This window comes from Streptomyces sp. NPDC054783 (assembly GCF_053611725.1).
The window spans coordinates 487,011-508,722 of sequence record NZ_JBSHAY010000003.1 but is presented as its reverse complement, the minus strand read 5'-3'; the positions used below and the strand labels follow the sequence as shown (position 1 = coordinate 508,722).

General features: G+C 72.8%; 25 protein-coding genes, 2 tRNA genes and 1 other RNA gene. 19 read left to right on the top strand and 9 right to left on the bottom strand.

The window, feature by feature from the left end:
• Positions 1 to 97: 97 nt before the first annotated feature.
• Both ACWGJ5_RS09250 and ffs read right to left on the bottom strand, forming a co-directional pair.
• Positions 98 to 2,545 carry a DNA polymerase III subunit gamma and tau gene (locus ACWGJ5_RS09250; RefSeq protein ID WP_453309110.1) on the bottom strand — a complete coding sequence of 816 codons (2,448 nt, stop codon included), beginning with the start codon at positions 2,543 to 2,545 and terminating at the stop codon, positions 98 to 100.
• Positions 2,546 to 2,609: 64 nt separating this feature from the next.
• Positions 2,610 to 2,706, bottom strand: an RNA gene (gene ffs, locus ACWGJ5_RS09245) — signal recognition particle sRNA small type.
• A 97-nt stretch (positions 2,707 to 2,803) separates the two neighbouring features.
• Between ffs and ACWGJ5_RS09240 the strand changes: the two genes are divergently transcribed.
• Positions 2,804 to 2,891: transfer RNA gene (locus ACWGJ5_RS09240), tRNA-Ser, on the top strand.
• Positions 2,892 to 3,111: 220 nt separating this feature from the next.
• Complete coding sequence (locus tag ACWGJ5_RS09235; protein WP_228624353.1) at positions 3,112 to 3,333, top strand: CarD family transcriptional regulator; 222 nt, start codon at positions 3,112 to 3,114, stop codon at positions 3,331 to 3,333.
• Between the two features lie 401 nt (positions 3,334 to 3,734).
• Here ACWGJ5_RS09235 and ACWGJ5_RS09230 read toward each other — a convergent pair whose 3' ends face one another.
• The 5 genes from ACWGJ5_RS09230 to ACWGJ5_RS09210 all read right to left on the bottom strand — a co-directional run bounded on the left by ACWGJ5_RS09230 (position 3,735) and on the right by ACWGJ5_RS09210 (position 9,559).
• Positions 3,735 to 5,495 (bottom strand): copper resistance CopC/CopD family protein, encoded by a 1,761-nt coding sequence (locus ACWGJ5_RS09230; protein WP_453309109.1) that lies wholly within the window; start codon positions 5,493 to 5,495, stop codon positions 3,735 to 3,737.
• 86 nt (positions 5,496 to 5,581) lie between these two features.
• Complete coding sequence (locus ACWGJ5_RS09225; protein ID WP_453309108.1) at positions 5,582 to 6,352, bottom strand: SDR family NAD(P)-dependent oxidoreductase; 771 nt, start codon at positions 6,350 to 6,352, stop codon at positions 5,582 to 5,584.
• Positions 6,349 to 6,822: a cupin domain-containing protein gene (locus ACWGJ5_RS09220; RefSeq protein ID WP_453309179.1), complete on the bottom strand. Its 474-nt coding sequence runs from the start codon at positions 6,820 to 6,822 to the stop codon at positions 6,349 to 6,351. Before ACWGJ5_RS09220 ends, ACWGJ5_RS09225 begins: the two co-directional genes overlap by 4 nt.
• A gap of 2 nt (positions 6,823 to 6,824) precedes the next feature.
• On the bottom strand, positions 6,825 to 7,421 hold the full coding sequence (locus tag ACWGJ5_RS09215; RefSeq protein WP_453309107.1) for a GNAT family N-acetyltransferase: 597 nt from the start codon (positions 7,419 to 7,421) through the stop codon (positions 6,825 to 6,827).
• Positions 7,418 to 9,559 (bottom strand): penicillin acylase family protein, encoded by a 2,142-nt coding sequence (locus tag ACWGJ5_RS09210; protein WP_453309106.1) that lies wholly within the window; start codon positions 9,557 to 9,559, stop codon positions 7,418 to 7,420. The genes ACWGJ5_RS09215 and ACWGJ5_RS09210 overlap by 4 nt, the downstream gene beginning before the upstream one ends.
• A gap of 141 nt (positions 9,560 to 9,700) precedes the next feature.
• On the opposite strand from ACWGJ5_RS09210, the gene ACWGJ5_RS09205 reads away from it, so the two are divergent.
• The 7 genes from ACWGJ5_RS09205 to ACWGJ5_RS09175 all read left to right on the top strand — a co-directional run bounded on the left by ACWGJ5_RS09205 (position 9,701) and on the right by ACWGJ5_RS09175 (position 14,469).
• Positions 9,701 to 11,191: a hypothetical protein gene (locus ACWGJ5_RS09205; RefSeq protein WP_453309105.1), complete on the top strand. Its 1,491-nt coding sequence runs from the start codon at positions 9,701 to 9,703 to the stop codon at positions 11,189 to 11,191.
• 44 nt (positions 11,192 to 11,235) lie between these two features.
• A complete protein-coding gene (locus ACWGJ5_RS09200; protein WP_453309104.1) occupies positions 11,236 to 11,853 on the top strand; it encodes an HhH-GPD-type base excision DNA repair protein in 618 nt (205 codons plus the stop codon).
• A gap of 64 nt (positions 11,854 to 11,917) precedes the next feature.
• Entirely contained in the window at positions 11,918 to 12,586 is a 669-nt protein-coding gene (locus tag ACWGJ5_RS09195) for an HdeD family acid-resistance protein (RefSeq protein WP_453309103.1), read from the top strand.
• Positions 12,587 to 12,680: 94 nt separating this feature from the next.
• Positions 12,681 to 13,001 carry a hypothetical protein gene (locus ACWGJ5_RS09190; RefSeq protein WP_453309102.1) on the top strand — a complete coding sequence of 107 codons (321 nt, stop codon included), beginning with the start codon at positions 12,681 to 12,683 and terminating at the stop codon, positions 12,999 to 13,001.
• Between the two features lie 74 nt (positions 13,002 to 13,075).
• Positions 13,076 to 13,201: a hypothetical protein gene (locus ACWGJ5_RS09185; protein ID WP_453309101.1), complete on the top strand. Its 126-nt coding sequence runs from the start codon at positions 13,076 to 13,078 to the stop codon at positions 13,199 to 13,201.
• 227 nt (positions 13,202 to 13,428) lie between these two features.
• Positions 13,429 to 13,725, top strand: a complete 297-nt coding sequence (locus ACWGJ5_RS09180; RefSeq protein ID WP_003999914.1) for a type II toxin-antitoxin system VapB family antitoxin — start codon at positions 13,429 to 13,431, stop codon at positions 13,723 to 13,725.
• Positions 13,726 to 13,830: 105 nt separating this feature from the next.
• A complete protein-coding gene (locus ACWGJ5_RS09175) occupies positions 13,831 to 14,469 on the top strand; it encodes a LytR C-terminal domain-containing protein (RefSeq protein WP_453309100.1) in 639 nt (212 codons plus the stop codon).
• Between the two features lie 40 nt (positions 14,470 to 14,509).
• Here ACWGJ5_RS09175 and upp read toward each other — a convergent pair whose 3' ends face one another.
• Positions 14,510 to 15,145, bottom strand: a complete 636-nt coding sequence (gene upp / locus ACWGJ5_RS09170) for a uracil phosphoribosyltransferase (protein ID WP_228624343.1) — start codon at positions 15,143 to 15,145, stop codon at positions 14,510 to 14,512.
• 130 nt (positions 15,146 to 15,275) lie between these two features.
• Between upp and ACWGJ5_RS09165 the strand changes: the two genes are divergently transcribed.
• The 9 genes from ACWGJ5_RS09165 (at position 15,276) to ACWGJ5_RS09125 (ending at position 20,759) form a co-directional block, all read left to right on the top strand.
• The gene (locus tag ACWGJ5_RS09165; RefSeq protein ID WP_453309099.1) at positions 15,276 to 15,518 is read left to right on the top strand and encodes a hypothetical protein; all 243 of its coding nucleotides are present in this window, start codon (positions 15,276 to 15,278) and stop codon (positions 15,516 to 15,518) included.
• Positions 15,519 to 15,831: 313 nt separating this feature from the next.
• The gene (locus ACWGJ5_RS09160) at positions 15,832 to 16,368 is read left to right on the top strand and encodes a tRNA adenosine deaminase-associated protein (RefSeq protein WP_453309178.1); all 537 of its coding nucleotides are present in this window, start codon (positions 15,832 to 15,834) and stop codon (positions 16,366 to 16,368) included.
• Positions 16,369 to 16,424: 56 nt separating this feature from the next.
• Entirely contained in the window at positions 16,425 to 16,856 is a 432-nt protein-coding gene (gene tadA / locus ACWGJ5_RS09155; RefSeq protein ID WP_453309098.1) for a tRNA adenosine(34) deaminase TadA, read from the top strand.
• 45 nt (positions 16,857 to 16,901) lie between these two features.
• Positions 16,902 to 16,986: transfer RNA gene (locus ACWGJ5_RS09150), tRNA-Ser, on the top strand.
• Between the two features lie 155 nt (positions 16,987 to 17,141).
• Positions 17,142 to 17,321, top strand: a complete 180-nt coding sequence (locus ACWGJ5_RS09145; RefSeq protein ID WP_055708362.1) for a hypothetical protein — start codon at positions 17,142 to 17,144, stop codon at positions 17,319 to 17,321.
• A gap of 10 nt (positions 17,322 to 17,331) precedes the next feature.
• Entirely contained in the window at positions 17,332 to 17,625 is a 294-nt protein-coding gene (locus tag ACWGJ5_RS09140; RefSeq protein WP_453309097.1) for a Dabb family protein, read from the top strand.
• Positions 17,626 to 17,799: 174 nt separating this feature from the next.
• A complete protein-coding gene (locus tag ACWGJ5_RS09135) occupies positions 17,800 to 18,666 on the top strand; it encodes an RNA polymerase sigma factor SigF (protein ID WP_453309177.1) in 867 nt (288 codons plus the stop codon).
• Positions 18,667 to 18,993: 327 nt separating this feature from the next.
• Positions 18,994 to 19,932, top strand: coding sequence for an RNA polymerase sigma factor SigF (locus ACWGJ5_RS09130; RefSeq protein ID WP_453309096.1), 939 nt, complete (start codon positions 18,994 to 18,996; stop codon positions 19,930 to 19,932).
• Between the two features lie 368 nt (positions 19,933 to 20,300).
• On the top strand, positions 20,301 to 20,759 hold the full coding sequence (locus tag ACWGJ5_RS09125; protein ID WP_453309095.1) for a hypothetical protein: 459 nt from the start codon (positions 20,301 to 20,303) through the stop codon (positions 20,757 to 20,759).
• A 31-nt stretch (positions 20,760 to 20,790) separates the two neighbouring features.
• Here the strand turns inward: ACWGJ5_RS09125 and ACWGJ5_RS09120 are convergent, their stop codons facing one another.
• The gene (locus tag ACWGJ5_RS09120; protein ID WP_453309094.1) at positions 20,791 to 20,988 is read right to left on the bottom strand and encodes a hypothetical protein; all 198 of its coding nucleotides are present in this window, start codon (positions 20,986 to 20,988) and stop codon (positions 20,791 to 20,793) included.
• Positions 20,989 to 21,195: 207 nt separating this feature from the next.
• Here ACWGJ5_RS09120 and ACWGJ5_RS09115 point away from each other — a divergent pair, with 207 nt between their 5' ends.
• Complete coding sequence (locus tag ACWGJ5_RS09115; RefSeq protein WP_453309093.1) at positions 21,196 to 21,702, top strand: MarR family winged helix-turn-helix transcriptional regulator; 507 nt, start codon at positions 21,196 to 21,198, stop codon at positions 21,700 to 21,702.
• Positions 21,703 to 21,712: the final 10 nt, after the last annotated feature.

The window sequence follows — 21,712 nt, the reverse complement described above, 5'->3', positions numbered from 1 at the left end:
TTGTTGGGGTTTCCTCCAAAGGGGCTCCGAGACAGCTCGCTCAGGCACCTGAGAACGCCCTGCTCACCCTCTCGCCCCCGCGCGCCGGCTGCTCGCCCTACTCGTTGGAGAACTCCTCCACCACGGTCGCCCCCAGTTCGCGCACGATCAGTTCGTGGCCGGAGAGGGCCGACTCGTCCAGGTCAGGGTCGTCGTCCTCGGGGATGTCGTCCTCGGGAGCGACCGGGGGCGGCTCGGGCGCGGCGGCGGGCTGGGGGGCGGGAGCGGGCGCGGCAGATCCGGGTCCGGGGCCGGACGGCGGGGTCGCGGGCGCCTGCGGAGCGGGCTGGGGAGCAGCGGGGCGGGGTGCGGCCGGGGCGCCGTAGCCACCGCCACCGGCGGGAGCGCCGTAACCGCCGCCGGAGCCCGAGCCCCCCGCGGGCGGGATTGGGGAGCCGCCGCCGGACGGGTCGACGACCGCCTCGATCTTCCACTGCACGTTGAACTGCTCGGCCAGCGCCGCCCGCAGCACGTCCTCGCTGCCGCTGCCGGCGAAGTTGTCGCGGGCACCGGCGTTGACGAAGCCGAGCTGGAGCGTGGTGCCGTCGAAGCCGGCCACCTGCGCGTTCTGGCTGAGCAGGATCCAGGTGAAGCGGCGCCGGTTCTTGACTGCCTCCAGGATGTTCGGCCAGAGCATGCGGGGGTCGAGGCCACCGGCGGGGGAGGCCGCGGGCACTGCCGGAGCCGCGGGGGTCGCCGGGGGCTGCTGCTGGGCCGGGGCACGGCCGGGGCCTGGGGCCTGCCCCTGGGGCGCGCCGCCCGCCGGTGCCGCTGCCGTGGGCCAGCCACCGGGGCGTCGGCCGCTTCCGGCGGCTGCGGCGGTGGGCCAGGCGCCGGGCGCACCAGGGGCAGGAGCCGCGGTGGGAGGACCGGCCGGTGCGGAGGGGCCAGGGGCGCCGGAGGGCGGCACCTGAGCCTGGGCGGCGGAGGCGGGGGCCGCCTGAGCGGCCGGGGCGGCAGCTGCCGGAGTCGGTGCGGGGGCCGTCGGAGCGGCGGGCTCCGTGGGCGCGGGCTCCGTGGGCGCGGGGGCGGCCGGAGCCGGACCACCGGCACCGGGGCCACCGGCACCAGGGCCGCCGGAACCAGGACCACTGGAACCCGGACCGCCACCGGCACCAGGACGACCGAGGCCCCCACCACCGGAACCCTGGCCACCGACGCCCGGAACCCCGCCGGCGCCAGGACCACCGGCACCCGGCCCGTTGGGGGCTCGTACGGCCGCGCGGGCCGCTGCCGGGCCGCCGCCGGGCGGTACGGAGGCGGCGGCAGGCGGCATGGGGACGCCGCCGTGGGCCTCCGGCCCGGGGACGTAGCTCATGGCGGGCGCACCGGCGCCGCCCGCGAAGTGGACGCCGCGCTCGAGACGGTCGAGGCGGGCCATCACGGACCGCTCGTCTCCGTAGGCGGCCGGGAGCAGCACACGCGCGCAGATCAGTTCCAGCTGGAGGCGGGGCGAGGTGGCGCCGCGCATCTCCGTCAGGCCCGTGTTGACGAGGTCGGCGGCGCGGCTCAGCTCGGCCGCGCCGAAGGTGGAGGCCTGGGCCTGCATGCGTTCCAGGACGTCGGCCGGGGCGTCGAAGAGCCCCTTCTCCGCGGCGTCCGGCACGGCGGCGAGGATCACCAGGTCCCGGAGCCGCTCCAGCAGGTCGGCGACGAAGCGGCGCGGGTCGTTGCCGCCCTCGATGACGCGGTCGACGACCTCGAAGGCGGCGGCACCGTCACCGGTGGCGAAGGCCTCGACGACGGAGTCGAGAAGGGAGCCGTCGGTGTAGCCGAGGAGGGAGGTGGCCATGGCATACGTCACACCTTCCTCGCCGGCACCGGCGAGGAGCTGGTCCATGACGGACATGGAGTCACGCACGGAACCCGCGCCGGCGCGCACGACGAGGGGCAGCACGCCCTCCTCGACCGGGATCTTCTCCTTCTGGCACACCTCGCCGAGGTAGTCCCGCAGGGTGCCGGGCGGGACGAGCCGGAAGGGGTAGTGATGGGTGCGCGACCGGATCGTGCCGATGACCTTCTCGGGCTCGGTGGTCGCGAAGATGAACTTGAGGTGCTCCGGCGGCTCCTCGACGACCTTCAGCAGCGCGTTGAAGCCGGCCGACGTGACCATGTGGGCCTCGTCGATGATGTAGATCTTGTACCGGCTGCTCGCGGGGCCGAAGAACGCCTTCTCGCGCAGTTCACGGGCGTCGTCCACACCACCGTGAGAGGCCGCGTCGATCTCGATGACGTCGATCGAGCCGGGGCCGTTCCTGGCGAGGTCCTGGCACGACTGGCACTCGCCGCACGGTGTCGGAGTGGGACCTTGCTCACAGTTCAGACAGCGGGCGAGGATCCGCGCGCTGGTCGTCTTGCCACAGCCGCGCGGACCGCTGAACAGGTACGCGTGATTGACCCGGTTGTTCCGCAGCGCCTGCTGCAGCGGGTCGGTGACATGCTCCTGCCCGATGACCTCGGCAAAGGTCTCCGGGCGATAGCGGCGGTACAGCGCGAGAGACGACACGCATACGAGGTTATAGGCGCCCGCTGACAACCGGTCCCGGCCGCGGACCCCGGCCCCCCGGGAACGCAAGGGCCCCCCACGCACCCGCCAGAGCCGACCTACCCTTGCTGCCTTCCGGCCCTGGGGGAGTTCAGTCAGATAGCGCCGCGTGAGGGGCTGTGCCCAACAGTACCCGATCGCGGCCTGCGGGCTGCAACCGACGGGGGCCTGCGAGAACGGGTTCGCGAGCACTCCCCTCGGTCATGTAATGTTTCCGGCGGAGGATTCGCCTAGAGGCCTAGGGCGCACGCTTGGAAAGCGTGTTGGGGGCAACCCCTCACGAGTTCGAATCTCGTATCCTCCGCCAGCCCAGAGGGCCGGACCATGAAAGTGGTCCGGCCCTCTGGCGTAGGGGCCCGGGTGACGGCCGGGGTCAGGTGTCAGCACGGTCGGCGAAGGAGACCCGCGGTCCATTTTTGCCGCACCAGGTCTCGGAACCCCAGGTCAGCGACACGGAGCGGTTGTACCCGTCTGGATCTGTGCCGACGGCCACAGCAAACGGGATGCGCGTAGGCTCATACTGAGCCATGACAAAGCCTGCTGCGCCGAAGCGTCATCTGCCTACCAGCCCCTTCAAGGCCCCGGTCACACCGGCTCCCAAGCACTTCGCCGTGGGCGACCAGGTCACCCACGACATGTACGGTCTCGGCCGGGTGATCGGCATCGAGGCCGGAGTCGCGGCACTCGTGGACTTCGGCTCGACGCAAATGCGGATCTTGAGCCCGTACTCCAAGATGACCAAGCTGTAGGACCGCTGTGCCCGGTCACGGCACACCAGGCCCCTTCAGGGACCTGTACCGAAAGAGAGTCCCCTCATCGATCTGACGTCGCTGTTCTCCGCCCTGGAAGGGCAACCCCGCTGCTCCGCCGGGGCATCGCCGCCCCCGGCGACCAATCCCTTCCAGGCTCCTGACTTCGGGGAGGACGAGACCTTGCCGCTCGAGGACGCACAAGAGCCCGCCCAGGGCATACGTGGCCGTAGCCGGGCCACCCACGAACGCAGCTGAACGACAACGCCTCACGAGTTCGCATCTCGTATCCGCCGCCGCCCAGAGGGCCGGGTCACGAAAGTGGCCCGGCCCTCTGGCGTTGCACTCGGTCGTCGCACTCGGTCGTCGGCGAGCCGGCCGGCCCGGTGGGTCCCGCCCGCCTACCGCGTCACCCGCACCGGTGCCGACACCGTCACCTGGTCCAGTTCCGAGGTCCGGATCGTCGCCTTCATCGTCCAGGTGCCGGGCAGGGGGAGGTCGAAGGAGTCGGTGGACCAGTAGCCGCCGCGGTCGGTGATGCGGGTGTCCAGGGGGCCCAGGTGCTGGGCGGGGAGGGTGAGAGTGACGCGGAGTTCGGGAACCGTGGACAGGCCGCCGTCGGGGCCGTAGACCACCGCCTGGACGGAGCTGCGGCCGACGCGGCCCGGGTCCAGGGTGATCTGGACCCTGCCGTGGCCGCCGGGGGTGCCGACGTCGAAGGGGATCGTGGTGACGGAGGCCGTCGGGATGCCGCTCGCCGGGGTTCCGGTCGCCGCCGCCTCCTCGGCCGCGCGGCCGGGCACCGTGTTCGTCAGCAGGGTCGTCAGGGCCAGGACCACCGCGCCGACGGCCGCCTCCGCCAGTACCGAGCGGCGCAGGATGTGGAAGGGCGGGGGCGGGGGCGGCGTCGCGGGTTCCGGGGGCGGCGGAGGGCCCGTGGCCGGTTCGGGGACACGGGCGACGGCGACCCGGGGTTCTCGGGTCACACGGGTCGTCCACGCGCGGGAGCAGGCCGCCGCGAGCAGGAGCGCGGTGACCGCAGCCAGTTTCGCCAGCAGGGTGCGGCCGTACGTCGTGTCCGTCAGGGCCTGCCAGGAGCCGAGGCCCCGCCAGGACTGGTAGACGCCGGTCAGGACCAGGACCGTCACCGAGGCGAAGGCCAGGCGGGAGAAGCGGGCCAGGGTGGTGAGGGAGGTGCGGGGCAGCGTGCGCAGAAGGGCCGCCAGGCCGCCCAGCCAGGTCCCCATGGCCAGCAGGTGGAGCGTGGCGGCGGTGATCGCCGGCGGGACCTGGATGCCCGCCGAGGCGTGTTCGGCCGCCGTCCAGGTCAGGGCCAGGGGGAGGGAGAGGGCCCCGGCCACGGCGAGCGTCGTACGGCGCGGGAGCCTTCTGCGGCGGGCCCGCAGGAGTGCCATGCCGGCGCCGGCCAGGAGCAGCAGCGTCAGGCGGGTGAGCAGGAGGGCGCCGGGGCGGGTCGTGGCCGGGTGGGTGAGGGAGCTCACGGAGAGCGTGGGTGGGGTGCCCTCCTCGTAGGGGGTGCGCAGGAGGTACAGGGCGGCCGTCGTGGCGAGGAGGGTCCAGGCGGCGGCCAGTACCGGGGTGCGCAGCGGGGCCGCCGTCGGCGGGCGGCAGTACGCCACGAACGCCGCCGTGCCGAGGAGGACGGCCAGGGAGAGGTAGGCGAGGTAGCGGGCGATGTTGTACAGGGCCGCCGTGGCGGGGTTCTCGGTGTCCTCGGGGGCCGGGCTCGCGGTCGTCGCCGTGCGGGTGCCGACCGAGAAGGTGAGCGCGCCGGAGACCGGGTGGCTGTCCGCGGACACCACCCGCCAGGCGACCGTGTAGGTGCCGGTGGCGAGCCTGGCGGGGAGGGAGACGCGGGCCGTGTCCGGGCGGCCGGGGGCGTGCTCCGCGGGGCCCGTGCGCAGCCGGTGGTTGGCAGGGTCGTAGACGCGGAAGGAGTCGGTGAGCAGGCCGACCGATTCGGTGAAGGTCAGGGTGACGCGGCTGGGGGCCGTGCGCAGGAGGCCGCCGTCGGCGGGATCGGTCGTGCGCAGGGCCGCGTGGGCGGACGCCGGGGCCGCCGTGCCCAGCAGCAGCGCGAGGAGGCCCGCGCAGAGCAGCCCCAGCCGTCGTGGCCATCGGCGCCGGTCGCGCAGCAGCACTCGTCCCCTCCCTCGCCGCCTGTCTTCCGTATGGGTACGCACAGACCGGCCGGAGCGCTCACCGCGCGAGCGATCGGCCGCAGTGCTCACCAGGTCGGCCGGGCCGAGATGCCGCCGTCCACGGTCAGGTCGTGGCCGGTGATCCAGCTCGCGAGGGGTGAGGCCAGGAACACGCAGGCGTCGGCCACGTCCTCGGGGCGGCCCAGCCGGCCGGTGGGGACGGCGGCCAGCCAGCGGTGTACGCCGTCCGGCCAGGCCTCCGCCAGGCCCTCCCGGTCGATCAGGCCGGGCGAGACGGCGTTGACGCGGATGCCGTCGGGGCCGTACTCCAGGGCCGCCGCGCGGGCGTGCATGACCACCGCCGCCTTGGCCGCGCTGTAGTGGGCGTGGCCGGGAGCGGGCTGGGCGGCCTCGATGGAGGCGATGTGGGTGATGGTGCCGCCGCCGTGCGCGCGCATATGGGCGGCGGCGGCCTGGGTGCAGGCGAAGACGCTGGTGAGGTCGGTGTCGACGACCGTGCGCCACTCGGCCGCCGTCATGCCGGGCAGGGGCTGGACGGGCTGGACGGCCGCGTTGTTGACGAGGGCGGTGAGCCGGCCGCCGGACCAGTGCGTGACCTCCCGGACCAGGCGGTGGCAGGCGTCCTCGTCCGTCAGGTCCGCCCGGAGTACGACGGCCTCACCGCCCGACTCCCGGATCCTGGCCGCCACTTCCCCGGCCGCGTCCACCGCCGTACGGCAGTGGACGGCCACCGCCGCGCCCTCCTCGGCGAAGCGCAGCGCGATGGCGCGGCCGATGCCGCCGCCCGCGCCGGTCACCAGGGCGGTCTGTCCGTCGAGCAGGTTCAGCGGGGTCATGGGCGGCACAGTTCCGTGATGCGGGCGGCCTCGGTCGGATAACGCGCCGTCAGGTCGGCCGCGTTGCCGTGTTCGTAGTCCGCGTAGGTGAATCCGGGCGCCATCGTGCAGCCGAAGAACGTCCACGCGCCGCCCGGTGCCACCCGCGCGCCCATCCAGGTACCGGCCGGCACGGTCAGCTGGAGGTGCTGGCCGGTCAGCGGGGCGGGGCCGAGGACGGCGGTGCGGGCGCTGCCGTCGGGCGCGAGCAGGAGAAGGCCGAGCGGGTCGCCGAGGTAGAAGTGCCAGATCTCGTCGGCGGGCAGGCGGTGCAGGGCGCAGAAGTCGTCGGCGGTGAGCAGGGCGACGATGGCGGAGCCCTCGGGCCGGCCGTCCGGACGCACGGGCCCCGCCCAGGTACGCCGGAACAGTCCGCCCTCGCGGGGGATGGGTTCGAGGCTGTAGTGGGCGATCAGATCGTCCGGCGTCATCGTCACCCGGGGAAGGCTACTCGGCGCTCCAGGAAGGCGAGTTGGGCGTGCTTCTCCGGCAGGTACACGTCGGGGAGGTCCACCTCGGGCAGGACGACCGCCGGGCCGCGCACGAAGCCCTGGCGTTCGAAGCGGGCGATCGCCCCGGTGTTGCGTACGTCCGGGTCGACCACGAGCCGGTGCCTGTCCAGGGCCCGCAGCGAGTACGTCGTCATCACGGTCAGCAGCGCCGAAGTCCAGCCGGGGCGCGGGCCGTCGGGGCCGGCCGGGCCGAGGAGGACGTGGACGCCCAGGTCGCCGGCGCGGACGGCGTAGCACTCGCCGACCCGGTCGGCGGCCGGCTCGTACGTCTGGAGCAGGGCCGCCGGTAGGCCGTCCTTGGTGACGAGGTGGGCGTGGTGGGTGTCGAGGCCGGCCAGATGGGCGTAGATCTCGGCGACCTGGGCGCGGGTGAGTCCGTTCATGCCCCAGAAGACCGCGCGTTCCTCGCTCGCCCAGCCGTGGACGACATCCGCGTCGGACGCCGGGTCGAGGGGGCGGACGCGGACGGTGCCGAAGCCGTCGACGTGCTGTTCGTACGGGGCGGTGTGGTCGGTCATCGGGTTTCCTCGGTGGGGTCCGGCGGGGTCAGCAGGGTCCAGTCGGTGACGACCGGGACCAGTTCCCCCTTGAGCCACAGGGGGAGTTGGTCGTGGTGGTGGGGTGCGCCGGGGACGCCGTCGGCGCCGAAGGGGACCACCCAGCGGCTGGCCGCGCGGTCGGCCAGGTCCCAGACGTAACGGGCGGCCGGGCCGCGGGCCGCGCGGTCGGTGAGACCGGGGACGGCGGAGGTGCACAGCACGCAGTCGTGGTCACCCGCGAGTCCGGGCTCCGGGTCCCCCTGTGTTCCCGGGTACGGCAGTGCGCGCCAGGGGGCCAGGCGGTGGGTCGTGGACCAGGTGCCGGCGGGGGGTTCGGCGGACACCTCCTCCAGGGCGGCACGGACCGTGGCCGGGCGGTCGATGCCGTACAGCTCCCTGGCGCACAGCAGGTGTTCGAGGGCGTAGCCGATGCGCGGGAGCAGGGCCAGCCAGGGGAGCAGGACCTCCGGGTAGGCCGGGGGCTCGGTGAACGGGGCGAACACCGGGTGGGCGGCGAGCCGGCGTACGACCGCGCCGCGCACCGCCGCGTAGGCGGCCGCGTCGGTGCTGTCGGCGTCCATCCGGCGGTTCCAGGCGAGCAGGCGCTCGCGCAGTCGGGCCGCGGCGGGGGTGAGGCCGGGGAGCGCGGCGAGGTGGTCGAGGAGAGGGGCGGCGGAGGCGAGGTGGGTGTCGGTGTGGATCGCCGGCATGCCCTCGGCGGTCCAGGTGCGGCGCGCGTCGAGGAGGGCGCGGATGCGGTCGGCGCGGTGCGGCGGGGCGAACTCGACGCCGAGGGGGGTGGCGGGGCCGCGCTGGTTGGCCATCACCGCGATGCCGTCCTCGGCGGCGGCGTACGGCATCTCGTGCCAGCCGTGCCAGTCGTGGCCGGGCTGCCAGGCGGGGACCGGGTGGAGGCGGTTGGATTCCGCGCGGACCGGTACGCGGCCGGCGACGCGGTGGAGGGTGCCGCCCTGGGTGTCGGCGGCCTGTACGACGTTGACCGGCTCGGCCCAGGCGTCCAGGGCGCGGTCGACGTCCAGGACCGTGCGGGCCCTCAGGAGGGGGAGGAGCGCGCTGAATCCGAGGTCTGCCGTGACGCGGGGCGGGTAGCGCAGAGCCAGAGCGGTGCCGGTGTACTCGGCGTCGGCGGTCTGCGGGTCGCAGGGCGGTGCCGGGGTGAGCCGCGCCTCCAGGCCCTCCGGGCCCCCGGCGATCACCGGCCCCCTCTCCGTCTCGATCACCTCGATCTCCAGCGGTGGCTCCCCCGCGATCTCCACCGTCTCCGTGTGCCGGGCGGCCCGGTGCCAGTGGCCGTCCGGGCCCAGGGCCTGGACGCCCGCGCCGGTGCGGCGCAGGCGTTCGCGGTACAGGTCCTGGTAGTCGGCCATGGCGTTGGTGATGGCCCAGGCGACCGTGCCGGTGTGGCCGAAGTGGGCGATGCCGGGGACGCCGGGCACGGCCAGGCCGACGACGTCGAACTCGGGGCAGGAGAGGTGGATCTGCTGGTAGACGCCGGGGTCCTCGATGAAGCGGTGCGGGTCGCCGGCGATCAGGGCGTGCCCGGTGGCGGTGCGGGCGCCGGAGACCAGCCAGCCGTTGCTGCCGGCGGTGCCGGGGCCGTCCGTCGCGAACAGGCCGGCGGCGTCGGGACCGAGGTGCCGTATCGCCTGTTCGCGCCAGAGCTTGGCGGGAAAGCCCGCGAAGAGGAGGTGCGTGGCGAGCCAGACGCCGAGCGGGGTCCAGGGCTGCCAGGGGGCGGGGGTGAGACCGGCGCGGGCGAATTCGGGTGCCCGGCGGGCACCGGCCGGCAGGCCCTCGTTGACGCCGTCGACGTACGCCCGGACCCAGTCGGCCGTTTCCGGGTCCCGGCGTTCCAGCGCGGCGAAGCAGCGGCGGGCGGTGTCCTCGAGGCGGGCCCGGCGGGCCAGGACGTCCCAGGAGAGGGCGCCGGCGCCGAGGAAGGCGGCCGAGGTGCCCTGGGAGCGGTGGCGTTCGGCCTCCAGCTGCCAGGCGCGGTCCAGCGCGGTGACCCGGCCCTGGGCACGGGCCAGTTCGAGGGTGCTGGAGGCCCGTAGATGGGGGATGCCCCAGGCGTCGCGGCAGGTCTCGGTGGTCACCCGGGAATCCCCTTCACTCCAAGATGGATCATAGATAGGTTAGCCTTACCTAAGTCTCAGTGCAGGATCGTACGCGACCGACGAAGAAGCCCTGCGCCAGGGGCGTACAACCTTCCGAGAGGTCCGTGTGTCCACCGAGGCATGCGCACAGTCCTCACGGCGGGAGCCGTGCTCGCCGCCGTAACCGCCGCAGCCGCCGGACCGCTCACCCCGGCCGCTTCCGCCGCCGCGCCCTACAAGGGGGCCAACACCGCCGCGGTACAGGACGACTTCAACGGTGACGGATACCGGGACCTGGTCATCGGGGCGCCGGACGCGGCCAACGGCGGCGTCGAGGCGGCCGGTGCCGTGGTCGTGCTGTACGGCTCGTCCTCCACCGTGAGCGCCGCCCGCCGGACGGTGATCACCCAGGCGACGGCCGGCATCCCCGGGGACCCCGAGGAGTACGACCGCTTCGGCACCGCCGTGACCAGTGCCGACCTCGACCGGGACGGATACGCCGACCTGATCGTGGGCACGCCGTACGAGGGCGTGGGCGGCAAGGAGTCGCGCGGCTCGGTGACCGTCGTCTGGGGCGGGCCGAACGGGCTGAGCGGCGGCACGAACATCGCACCGCCGGCCGGCCTCGGCGACGGGATGACGTACTGCCGCTTCGGGATGTCCCTGGCCGCCGGCGACATGAACGGCGACGGCGCGCCCGAACTGGGCGTCGGCTCCGGCTGCGAAGCCTCCGCCTACACCGGCCCGTTCACCCGCACCGGCGGGTCCGCCTCCCGGTACCTCGAATGGCGGGCGTCCGGCCGGGGGGTGGTGATGGGCGATGTGAACGGTGACGGGAAGGCCGAGCGCTTCTGGCTGTCCGGGCCCGCCGACGACGACCTGCGCGGCACCGTGTACCTCGACAACGGCGCCCCCGCCGACGACACCGGATCCGCGAACGCCCCCACCGAACTTCCCTACGCCGACGGCCACGCCGGCCGGATCGGCGACGTCAACGGCGACGGTTACGGCGATCTGGTCACCGGCATCGCGGAGGACGACTCCCTCGCGAACGCCGCAGGCGCCGCCCACCGCGGCGGTGAGATCCAGGTCCTCTACGGCGGCCCCCACGGCATCACCGCCGGCCAGCACCCCCAGGTGTTCCACCAGGACACGGCGGGCGTCCCCGGCGTCGCCGAGAACGGCGACGAGTTCGGCCAGTCCCTGAGCGTGGGCGACGTGAACGGCGACGGCTACGCGGACGTCCTCGTCGGCTCGCCCGGCGAGGCGGTCGGCACCCACCGGCTGGCCGGCACCGCCGTACTGCTGCGCGGCTCCGCCGCCGGCCTGACGACCGCCAAGGCCGCCGGCTACACCCAGGACACCGCCGGTGTGCCCGGCGCGGTGGAGACCGGCGACCGGTTCGGGGCCGCGGTGCACCTCGCCGACCTGAACCGGGACGGCAAGGCCGAGACGGTCGTCGGCGCGCCCACCGAGAACAGCGACGGCTGCGTCTGGGTCGCCCGCGGCTCGGCCTCCGGTCCCGTCCCGAGCGGCTCGTTCGACGTCTGCGGCAAGAGCGCCGGGATCACCGTCAAGAACGTGAAGGGCTACTTCGGCGCGGCCACGACCAGCGCACACGTGGAGATGTGAGCACCCCGGCTGCGCCGTGCACGCGGCCGGGCGATCATCGAGGCATGGACGTCACGCTGCATCTCGCCCAGGATCCCGACGCCGACGCGCTGCTCGGGCGGTCCCCGCTCGCCGCACTCACCGGCATGCTGCTCGACCAGCAGGTCCCGATGGAGTGGGCGTTCAAGGGGCCCCGGACCATCGCCGACCGGCTCGGCGTCGCAACGGCCGGGGATCTCGACGCGCACGACATCGCCGCCATGGACCCGGAGGCCTTCGCCGCGCTGCTCGCCGAGAAGCCGGCCGTGCACCGCTACCCGGGCTCGATGGCCAAGCGCATCCAGCAGCTGTGCCAGTACCTCGTCGAGCACTACGACGGGGACCCGGAGGCGGTCTGGCGGGACGTGCCGACCGGCCCCGAACTGCTGAAGCGGCTGGAGGACCTGCCCGGGTTCGGCAAGCAGAAGGCCCAGATCTTCCTCGCGCTGCTCGGCAAGCAGCTCGGCGTCACACCGAGGGGCTGGCGGGAGGCGGCGGGGGCGTACGGAGAGCGCGAGTCCTTCCGGTCGGTCGCCGACATCACCGGGCCCGAGTCGCTGGCCAAGGTCCGGGCGCACAAGCAGGAGATGAAGGCGGCGGCGAAGGCGAAGGCGGCGAAGCCCTCCGGCAAGGCGAGCCGGTAGAACGCTTCACCCGACCGGCCTCTTCCTGGTGGCCGCCCCGGTCCCGCCGTTCACAGCATGAACCATGACCGAGGCACCGAACACCGGTCCGGAGTGGGGCCGTGAGTACGACGACCGGAACGTGCATGCCAACACGCCGCCGGGCGAACGGCGTGAGCCCGAGCCGCCGTTCGAGGGCCCCCTGCACGCCCTGTCCCGGGCCGCCTGGCAGGTGGTCCTGGTCACCGGGATCGCCTCACTGGTCCTCGGCGTCCTGGTGCTCGTCTGGCCCAGCGCCTCCCTGGTCGCCGCCGGCGTCCTGTTCGGGATCTACCTCCTGATCAGCGGCGTCTTCCAGCTGGTCGCCGCGTTCGGCACGCACCGGGCGACCTCGCTGCGCGTGCTGGCGTTCATCAGCGGCGCCCTGTCGATCCTGCTGGGCCTGTTCTGCTTCCGCGGGCCCATGCAGTCGATCCTGCTGCTGGCCCTGTGGATCGGCATCGGCTGGCTGATCCGGGGGATCACCCAGACCCTGGCCGCCCTGCACGACTCGCGGATGCCCGCCCGGGGCTGGCAGATCTTCCTCGGGGTGGTCACCTTCATCGCCGGAGTCGTGCTCATCGACTCGCCGTTCCGGTCGGTCGCCGTGCTGACCCTGGTCGCCGGCATCTGGCTGGTCGTGGTGGGGATCGGGGAGATCGTCACCGCGTTCGGCATCCGGAGCCGCGCCAAGGCGGTCCCCCGCACGGTGTGAGCGGCGTCAACCGCGGCGCTCGCCGGTACGCCGTGCGGGCGGATCTCGGGCCCGGCGTGCGTCATGACCCGCCCGCCCCGGGGACACACCCGACGTGAGCAGGACCGCGAGCCTTCCCCGCAGCCGTACCTGGCTGCGGGTGCTCGCGCTGCTCCTCGCCCTGTGGGTGCCCGGCGCCCATGTGCAGGCCCACGCGGCCCCCGCGCTGGGCGCGTCCGCCGAGACCTTCGAGCACGACGTACTCGACACGCTCCTGCGGCCGCCCGCCCCCGCCGTCCACCGCGCCGACCTGCCCGAGCGCCCCGCGCCCCTGCCCGACCCGGCGCCCGCCCGGCCGGCGGTACGGCCCCGCCCCGGCACGCCGCGGGAGCCGTACGCGCCGCCCCTGCTCCGCACGGTCGTCCTGCGCTGCTGACCAGACCCGCGTCCCCGCGAAAGGCCGGTCAGAGGCCGGCCACAGGTCAGTCGGAAGCAAGGAGCAGCACAGCCATGCCCATGGATCCCTACGCCGTCCTGCGCGCCCTGCTGCGCGCGGAGGCCCGGCGGGCGACGACGCCCGAGCCGGAACGGAAGGAAGAGCCGCAGCGGCCGCCCGAGGACCGGGACGACCACTGAACCGGGCCCGGCGGAGGCGGGCCTCCGCCTCCGCCGGGCCGCATGCCGGCCCTCCGCCGTTCGGAGGAAATCCGCCGTGTCGGACTCACACCCCCCGAAGAAGTCCGCCACGCCCTGCGCCTGGAATCCCGATAGCGGCACGTATGCCCCATTTGCGGCATCTTTTCAGGCGCCCCACTCGGCCGCCATGGCTGCGCCCGGAAGGTCTTGACCGGTAGGCTTTCCGTGTGATCTTCAAGCGCATCGGAAACGGCCGGCCGTACCCCGACCACGGCCGGGAAAGCACCCGGCAGTGGGCGGACGTCGCGCCGCGCCCGGTCCGCCTCGATCAGCTCGTGACGACCAAGGGGCAGCTCGACCTGGAGACCCTGCTGGCCGAGGACTCGACGTTCTACGGCGACCTCTTCGCGCACGTCGTGAAGTGGCAGGGCGATCTCTACCTGGAAGACGGGCTGCACCGCGCGGTCCGCGCCGCCCTCCAGCAGCGCCAGGTGCTGCACGCGCGCGTGCTCGAACTCGACTGACCCGGCGCGACACGGCCATTGGCCCTTGACCCTTTCGGGTTCCGCTGAGCGGCATCGACTGATCATCAGATAGGCAGCGCCGCTCGGGCGCACTACGCTGCGCTCATGAGCATGCTGACTCCCCCTGGCATGGGCGGCCAGTACCGGATCACGGGGGACAAATACCCTCGGATGCGCCCGCCGCGCCGACGCGCCAGGCTCGTGGCCGCCGTGGTGGCGTCCGTCGCCGCGCTCGGCCTGATCGGCTGGGGCACCCTGCAGCTCATCGACGTCTTCACCGGCGGCGCCAAGAAGAGCACGGCGGCCGGCCCGAAGACCGACTGCCACCCCAAGGCCGATACGGCCGCCCAGGTGAAGTCCCTGCCCAAGCCGGCCCAGATCACCGTGAACGTCTACAACGCCACCGAGCGCACCGGGCTCGCCAAGTCCACCGCCGACGAGCTGAAGAAGCGGGGCTTCCGGATCGGTGCCGTGGGCAACGCGCCGGGGGCGTACGACAAGAAGGTGAAGAACGCCGGGATGCTCCTCGGTCCCGCCGCCGCCCAGAACACCTCACTGCCGGTGCTCGCCGCCCAGCTCACCGGCACCGAACAACGCGCCGACACCCGCAAGGGCACCGACGTCGACCTGATCCTCGGCGACGCGTTCAAGGGCCTGGTGAACCCGACGGCGGCGGGCCAGGCGCTGACCAAACTGACCGCGCCCGCACCGACGTCGGCGCCCTCCGCCAAGAAGGGGTGCTGATCCGAGGGGCGGTCGATCGGCACCCCGGCAGGCGCGCGAACTACTCAGCAGCCCCGTAGAGACGATCCCCGGCGTCCCCCAGCCCCGGCACGATGTACCCGTGCTCGTTGAGGTGGTCGTCCACGGCCGCCGTCACCACCGTCACCGGCGTCCCCGCCAGCTCCCGCTCCATCAGCTCGACACCCTCGGGAGCGGCGAGAAGGACCACGGCGGTGACGTCGTCCGCACCGCGCTTGATCAGCTCCTGGATCGCCGCGACCAGTGTGCCCCCCGTGGCCAGCATCGGGTCCAGGACGTACACCTGGCGGCCCGAGAGGTCCTCCGGCATGCGCGAGGCGTAGGTGGAGGCCTGCAGCGTCTCCTCGTTGCGGATCATGCCCAGGAAGCCCACCTCGGCGGTCGGCAGCAGCCGCACCATGCCGTCCAGCATGCCGAGGCCGGCGCGCAGGATCGGTACGACCAGCGGGCGCGGGCGGGCGAGCTTGACGCCGGTGGTCTGCGCGACCGGCGTGCGGATGTCGACGGCCTCGGTGCGCACGTCCCGTGTGGCCTCGTAGGCGAGCAGGGTGACCAGTTCGTCGGCGAGGCGGCGGAAGGTCGCGGAGTCGGTGCGCTGGTCGCGCAGCGTGGTGAGCTTGTGGGCGACCAGGGGGTGGTCGACGACATGGAGACGCATGCCCCTAACGGTACCCGCGCCCGAACCTGCGCCCGTCCCGGCGTACCCGCGGCCGGGCCCCCCTTCCGGCCCTGGCGTCGAAGCGGCCGTACGAGGGAAAGTGGGAGGAACGGAACTGGGGTGGTGAGACGTGCCTGACCTGCCTGACCTTCCTGACAACACGTCCGGGGACGCCGAGGGCACCCGGGGCGCCGCAGAGCCCGCGATACGCGGTGCCGCCGTACCGGAGACGGACGCCGAGCGCCGGCGCCGCCGCGCCCGGTTCCTGCGCGACCTCGCCGAGGCCCGTGCGTTGCGCGCCCGGGTCCAGCCGCGGCGCGCCAAGGCCGCCCGGCTGCGGCACGAGATGCGCATGCGGACGTTCCGCTGGTAGACCGACCGAGGGGAGGACACCCCTGGGAATCGTCTTGGGAATCCTCATGGGCAAGACCCGGTATGGAAGTTCTTGGCAAGGAAGATCCGCGCACACACCGGCGTTTGCGAGGTGGGCGTGCGTGAGCGCCTGGAAAAGCCGCGTACGATCCGCAGGTGGCTGACAAGACACAGGGCGCCGAAGACGTCCCCTGAAGGCCTTGTTTCTGCCACGATTCCGAGTGGGTGGGGCTCGGAGCCCAGCTCTCTCCGCCCATGTACCTCCGCCGGGGGGACCCCCAACCGGCACGCCTATGACCAGTGGGAGAGTCACGGTGTACTTCGCCGCACTGCTCGCGCGCACCGAAGACGGGTGGGAAGCGAGCGACACAGAGCTCGACGATGTGGAGACCCTGTCGGATCTCGCCGACCTGGCCCGGGAAGCCTCTCCCGAGGAGGACACGGTGCTCGTGCTGATCGAGCAGGAGGACGCGTGGTTCGGCGTCGTCCGCGTGGACGGCGAGGACGACCCGCGGATCTACGTCTCGGACGCGGCCGCCGCCCAGCGCAGCGCCTACGGCGAGCTGCTGCTCACCGACGAACTGCTCGGCCGGGAGCCGGGTGCCGACGACGGCCCCGACCTGGACTCCCTCGACCTCGACGGCACGGAGGACGGCGAGTCCGAGTCCGACGAGGACGAGGAGGAGGGCACCGCCGCCGACGCCGTTCCGCACAGCCCGGTGGGCGACAGCCAGATCCTCGACGACCTGGGCATCAGCGAGAAGGAGCTGCGCTCGCTGGACGCCGAGGACGCGCTGGGCGCGATCGCCGAGGCCCTGGGCGCCTCGGAGGTGCTGGAGACCGTCCGCTGACCGCGGAGAACCCGGCGGCCGCACCGGATCCGGTACGCGACCGCTGGCGGGCCGCGATGCGGCTCGCCCTGGCCGAGGCCGAACGGGCTGTCCGGGGCGGGGACGTGCCCGTCGGCGCCGTCGTGCTGTCCCCGGACGGTGCGACGGTGCTCGCCGTCGGGCACAACGAGCGCGAGGCCACCGGCGATCCCACGGCCCACGCGGAGGTCCTCGCGATCCGGCGGGCCGCCGCCCTGCTCGGGGAGTGGCGGCTGGCCGGCTGCACGCTCGTGGTCACCCTGGAACCGTGCACCATGTGCGCGGGCGCGATCGTCCAGTCCCGCCTCGACCGGGTCGTCTACGGCGCCCGTGACGACAAGGCGGGCGCGGCGGGCTCGCTGTGGGACGTGATCCGCGACCGGCGGCTCAATCACCGTCCCGAGGTCGTCGAGGGCGTTCTCGCGCCGGAGTGCGCCCGTGTCCTCACCGAGTTCTTCCGGGACCGGTGAATACCGATTTCAGGGCACGCCCATCCGTGCTGTAAGGTCTCCCTCGGTAGCGTGTCCGAGCGGCCGAAGGAGCTCGCCTCGAAAGCGAGTGTGGCGCAAGTCACCGAGGGTTCAAATCCCTCCGCTACCGCGCGAGGAAGGGCCCCGTCGAAAGACGGGGCCCTTCGTGTCGTGTCGGTACGGACCCGGCAAAAGACCCCGCGCGACGGGCCGTTGGTCCCGGAAAAAGGCATGAAGGTTACACTCGCGGCCGGCAGCAGGGGCGCACGGACAGGGGAGGCCGCGGTGGCGGTGAATGCCAAGAAGATCGCCGTATACGTGCTCGTGGTCTTCGCGCTGTACGTGATCATCACGGACCCGCCCAAGGCGGCCCACTACGTCCAGATAGTCTTCGAGGGCATATCGGACGCGGCCAAAGCCGTGGGCGACTTCATGACGTGGGTCGCCAACGGAGGAAAGAGCTGAGGTACACCCCATGATCCGCCACCTGGTCCTGCTCAAGCTCAACGAGGGCGTCGAGCGCGACGATCCGCGGGTCGTGGCGGGCGTGGAGGCCTTCGAGGCCCTCGGCGGCCAGATCGAGGAGCTGCGCTTCTGGGAATGCGCCTGGAACATCAGCGACCGGCCGATCGCCTACGACTTCGCGATCAACTCGGCGGTCGAGGACACCGACGCCCTCAAGCGCTATCTGGAGCACCCGGCCCATCAGGCGGGCGTCGCGCTGTGGCGCGAGTTCGCCACGTGGGTGATCGCCGACTACGAATTCTGACCGCTTCCGCCCCCGAGCCCCCCGCCGCAACGGCGGGGGGCTTTCGTGCGTCTTAAACCCCAACTTGTCGATTTTTGCACACAACACGGCGTTATTGGGTGCTTGCACAGCGTGCACATGTCTTGTGATGCTATGACCGCTTTTGACCGATGATTGAGCGATGAAGAGGTGGCGTTGACCGTGTCGGCCAGTACTGCGCCGCCCCAGGAGGAGTCGGCCGCGCCCGCCCCCGCGCCCGCCCCCGCTCCCGCCCCCGCTCCCGTGCCCCCCGAGAAGCGGCGCGGCGCCGACACCCGCGCCCTCACCCAGGTGCTGTTCGCCGAACTGAAGGAGCTCAGCCCGGGCACGCCGGAGCACCACCGGGTGCGCGGGGCGCTGATCGAGGCGAACCTCCCGCTCGTGCGCTACGCGGCCGCCCGCTTCCGCTCCCGCAACGAGCCGATGGAGGACGTCGTCCAGGTCGGCACCATCGGCCTGATCAACGCCATCGACCGGTTCGACCCGGACCGGGGTGTGCAGTTCCCGACCTTCGCCATGCCGACCGTGGTCGGCGAGATCAAGCGGTACTTCCGGGACAACGTCCGCACGGTCCACGTACCGCGCCGGCTGCACGAGCTGTGGGTGCAGGTCAACAGCGCCACCGAGGACCTCACCACGCTCTACGGCCGCTCCCCCTCCACCGCCGAGATCGCCGAGCGGCTCAGGATCAGCGAGGAGGAGGTGCTGAGCTGCATCGAGGCGGGACGCTCGTACCACGCCACCTCGCTGGAGGCCGCGCAGGAGGGCGACGGGCTGCCCGGCCTGCTGGACCGGATCGGCTACGAGGACCCGGCCCTGGACGGCGTCGAACACCGCGACCTGGTCCGGCATCTGCTCGTCCAACTCCCCGAGCGCGAACAGAGAATCCTTCTGCTGCGCTACTACAGCAATCTCACCCAGTCGCAGATCAGCGCGGAACTCGGCGTCTCCCAGATGCACGTCTCCCGCCTGCTCGCCCGCAGCTTCCAGCGGCTGCGCTCGGCGAATCGCATCGACGCATAGAAGCGCTCGAGGCGGAGCACAGCGGGCGCACGGAAGCACACCCGGGATCACCGCCTGCATCGCAAACCCGATCGATGCATCACCACCGAGAGCGAATCGCTCACCAGCGCAGATGCCGACAGTTGGGTTCCGAAATAGCGTCAGACCCCGTCTTTCCAGGGCTGATTCACTTCTTACATGTCGACATGTCACTACAGCGTGTTGCCGACATGTGACATTCTGCGGGAGACGCGTTTGCCGGGCCCTCGGCGCCGGTATTCAGGTGAAGGCTGCGCTGCTCGCAAGAACGGCGCCGCCACGACCGTCCCGCGACCCAAAGGGGGTGGCATGTCCGCAGAACAGGGCAGCTCGAAGGTGCTGACGCCCGCGACGAGCGAGGCAGCGCCCAAGGAGCTCGACGCTCTCGACGTCCTTGCCGGCATCGAGGGCGTCACGGCCCTCGACGCCGTGCCGGCCCCGCCCGCCCCGGCGGCCGCCGGCCTCCCGGCCCCGCCGGCCTCGGGAGACATCGACACCCGCACCCTGTCCCGTTCCCTGTTCCTGCGGCTCGCCGCACTCGACGAGAACAGCCCCGAGCGCGCCTACGTCCGGGACACCCTGATCGAGCTGAACCTGCCGCTGGTCCGCTACGCGGCCGCGCGCTTCCGCTCCCGCAACGAGCCGATGGAGGACATCGTCCAGGTCGGCACCATCGGCCTGATCAAGGCGATCGACCGCTTCGACTGCGAACGGGGCGTGGAGTTCCCCACGTTCGCGATGCCGACGGTGGTCGGCGAGATCAAGCGGTTCTTCCGGGACACGTCCTGGTCGGTCCGCGTCCCGCGCCGCCTGCAGGAGCTGCGCCTGGCCCTCACCAAGGCCAGCGACGAGCTGTCCCAGAAGCTGGACCGCTCCCCGACGGTGACCGAGCTGGCCGCCGTGCTCGGCGTCTCCGAGGAGGACGTGGTCGACGGCCTCGCGGTCGGCAACGCCTACACCGCCTCCTCGCTGGACTCCCCGGCCCCCGAGGACGACGGCGGCGAGGGCTCGCTCGCCGACCGGCTCGGCTACGAGGACACGGCGCTGGAGGGCGTGGAGTACCGCGAGTCCCTCAAGCCCCTGCTGGCCAAACTCCCGCCCCGGGAGCGCCGGATCATCATGCTCCGCTTCTTCGCCAACATGACCCAGTCACAGATCGGCGAGGAGGTCGGCATCTCCCAGATGCACGTCTCGCGCCTGCTCACCCGGACGCTGGCACAGCTGCGGGACGGCCTGATCTCGGACTAGCGCTCCGCGGGCCGTGCGGACGGAGCCCCCGCCCGGGGGTTCCTATCTGACGGTACGTCAGCCACCATGGCCCGATGCTTCGTACGACGACATGGACACGTGGCCGCCGAGGCGCCGTTACGGCAGCGTCGGCGGCCGTCGTCGTCCTGGGCGGGGTGCTGGCCGCGTGCGGGGACCATGGCCCGGGCGGCGGGTATGTCGCGGTCGGCCCGGGACAGCGCGGGCCGGGCCCTGTCGGGCCGACGGGGTCCGTGACGCTGGTGCCGCTCGACGGAGGCGGCAGCACAGGCGGGAGCGGCCGCAACTCCCCTGGTGGGGCCGGGACTTCGGGCGGCGTCGGCAGCGGCGCGTCAGGCAGCCCGGACACCGTGCAGCAGACCTCCGCCACTCCCAGCGGTGACGGCTCCCCCACCACCCCCGGCACGGACGGCACGGACGGCACGGACAGTCGTACGACGCCGCCTGCCACCTCGCCCGGCCCGACCCCCAGCCCCACCCCCAGCCGGGGAAAGCCCCCCACCCCCGCCGACCTCTCCTGGGGCGCCCCCACGACAGAGCCGGTGGATCAGCGCTGGTGCCAGAAGGTGACCGTCGGTTTCAGGAACTCGGGGGGCACGGCGGTGCGTTCGGGGTCGGTGACCTTCGGGACGCACATCATCGGCGCGCTCGGTATCGACTGGGGCACGGTCGACTCCACGGTGGACCTCCCCGCGCCGATCGCGCCGGGCGCGCACGAGGACCGCACCTGGACGGTGTGCGTCGACGCCTGGCGCGTGCCGCTCGGCATGCACATCGAGACGCGGGACGTGTCCGTCCGGTGGAAGTGATCGCCGGGAGCCGGTCCCGCTTCGGCCGGTCCTACTTCAGCGCCAGCCAGGCGACACCGGCCACCACGGCCAGGGCCACGATGACACCGATGATCAGGCCGACGCGGGGGCCGGAGGAGGTTGCGGCCTGCTGCTGGCGGCCCTGGGGGGCCTCGTCGACGAACGCGCGGAACATCTGGGTGTTGCCGGCGGGGTCGTAGTTGCCCTGGGGGCCCTGGGTGTTAGCCATGGCCCGAGACCTTAGCGAAGACGGGCCGGGCCGCCCAAGTGGGGGGCCACCGGGACAGACGGGGGCACCTCACCCGCACCGACCTGCACGTTTACGGTCGCAATACTTGCATTTGCCAAGTTTTTACGCTGCCATGCCCCCGTTTATTTGCCTGCAGCAACCAAACAGGTGTTACGGTTGCCTCAAGCAACGAATTCGGGAGGTGTGATGGCCGAGCAGGCGCAGTTCGAAGAGCTGGCGCGTCAGCTCAGCGCCGTCGGAGCCGTGAAACGGGACCTGGGGCGGATGCTGCCGCCCGACTGCCCGGCCGGCTCGGCCGCCGTGCTGACCCTGCTCGGCCGCCACGGAGACATGCGCATGAGCAAGCTCGCGGAGCTGCTCGCCGTCGACATGTCGGTCACCAGCCGGCATGTCGCGCACGTCGCCGCGCGCGGCTGGATCGAACGGCACCCGGACCCCGCGGACAAGCGCTCGCGCATCCTGCGCCTGACGCCCGCGGGCCTGGAGCAGCTGCACGAGCTGTCCCGGCGGACCACGCATCTGCTGGCCGAGCGGCTCGCCGACTGGACCGACGACGAGGTGGCCCAGCTGATCCGGCTGATGACCCGCCTGCGCGAGTCCTTCGGCGACTGCCGGGCCACCCAGTTCCGGCACCCGGCCTCCGTGCCCGCTCCCGTAGTCGAAGAGACCACCCGTACACCCGCAAGCACGTAAGAGAAGGAAG

Coding starts and splice junctions, on each gene's coding strand:
- upp (WP_228624343.1), bottom strand. CDS start 15,145: ATGCGTCTCCATGTCGTCGACCACCCCCTGGTCGCCCACAAGCTCACC.
- tadA (WP_453309098.1), top strand. CDS start 16,425: ATGCGGCTCGCCCTGGCCGAGGCCGAACGGGCTGTCCGGGGCGGGGAC.
- ACWGJ5_RS09185 (WP_453309101.1), top strand. CDS start 13,076: ATGCCCATGGATCCCTACGCCGTCCTGCGCGCCCTGCTGCGCGCGGAG.
- ACWGJ5_RS09205 (WP_453309105.1), top strand. CDS start 9,701: ATGCGCACAGTCCTCACGGCGGGAGCCGTGCTCGCCGCCGTAACCGCC.
- ACWGJ5_RS09200 (WP_453309104.1), top strand. CDS start 11,236: ATGGACGTCACGCTGCATCTCGCCCAGGATCCCGACGCCGACGCGCTG.
- ACWGJ5_RS09215 (WP_453309107.1), bottom strand. CDS start 7,421: ATGACCGACCACACCGCCCCGTACGAACAGCACGTCGACGGCTTCGGC.
- ACWGJ5_RS09175 (WP_453309100.1), top strand. CDS start 13,831: ATGAGCATGCTGACTCCCCCTGGCATGGGCGGCCAGTACCGGATCACG.
- ACWGJ5_RS09220 (WP_453309179.1), bottom strand. CDS start 6,822: ATGACGCCGGACGATCTGATCGCCCACTACAGCCTCGAACCCATCCCC.
- ACWGJ5_RS09140 (WP_453309097.1), top strand. CDS start 17,332: ATGATCCGCCACCTGGTCCTGCTCAAGCTCAACGAGGGCGTCGAGCGC.
- ACWGJ5_RS09225 (WP_453309108.1), bottom strand. CDS start 6,352: ATGACCCCGCTGAACCTGCTCGACGGACAGACCGCCCTGGTGACCGGC.
- ACWGJ5_RS09120 (WP_453309094.1), bottom strand. CDS start 20,988: ATGGCTAACACCCAGGGCCCCCAGGGCAACTACGACCCCGCCGGCAAC.
- ACWGJ5_RS09115 (WP_453309093.1), top strand. CDS start 21,196: ATGGCCGAGCAGGCGCAGTTCGAAGAGCTGGCGCGTCAGCTCAGCGCC.
- ACWGJ5_RS09195 (WP_453309103.1), top strand. CDS start 11,918: ATGACCGAGGCACCGAACACCGGTCCGGAGTGGGGCCGTGAGTACGAC.
- ACWGJ5_RS09235 (WP_228624353.1), top strand. CDS start 3,112: ATGACAAAGCCTGCTGCGCCGAAGCGTCATCTGCCTACCAGCCCCTTC.
- ACWGJ5_RS09130 (WP_453309096.1), top strand. CDS start 18,994: ATGTCCGCAGAACAGGGCAGCTCGAAGGTGCTGACGCCCGCGACGAGC.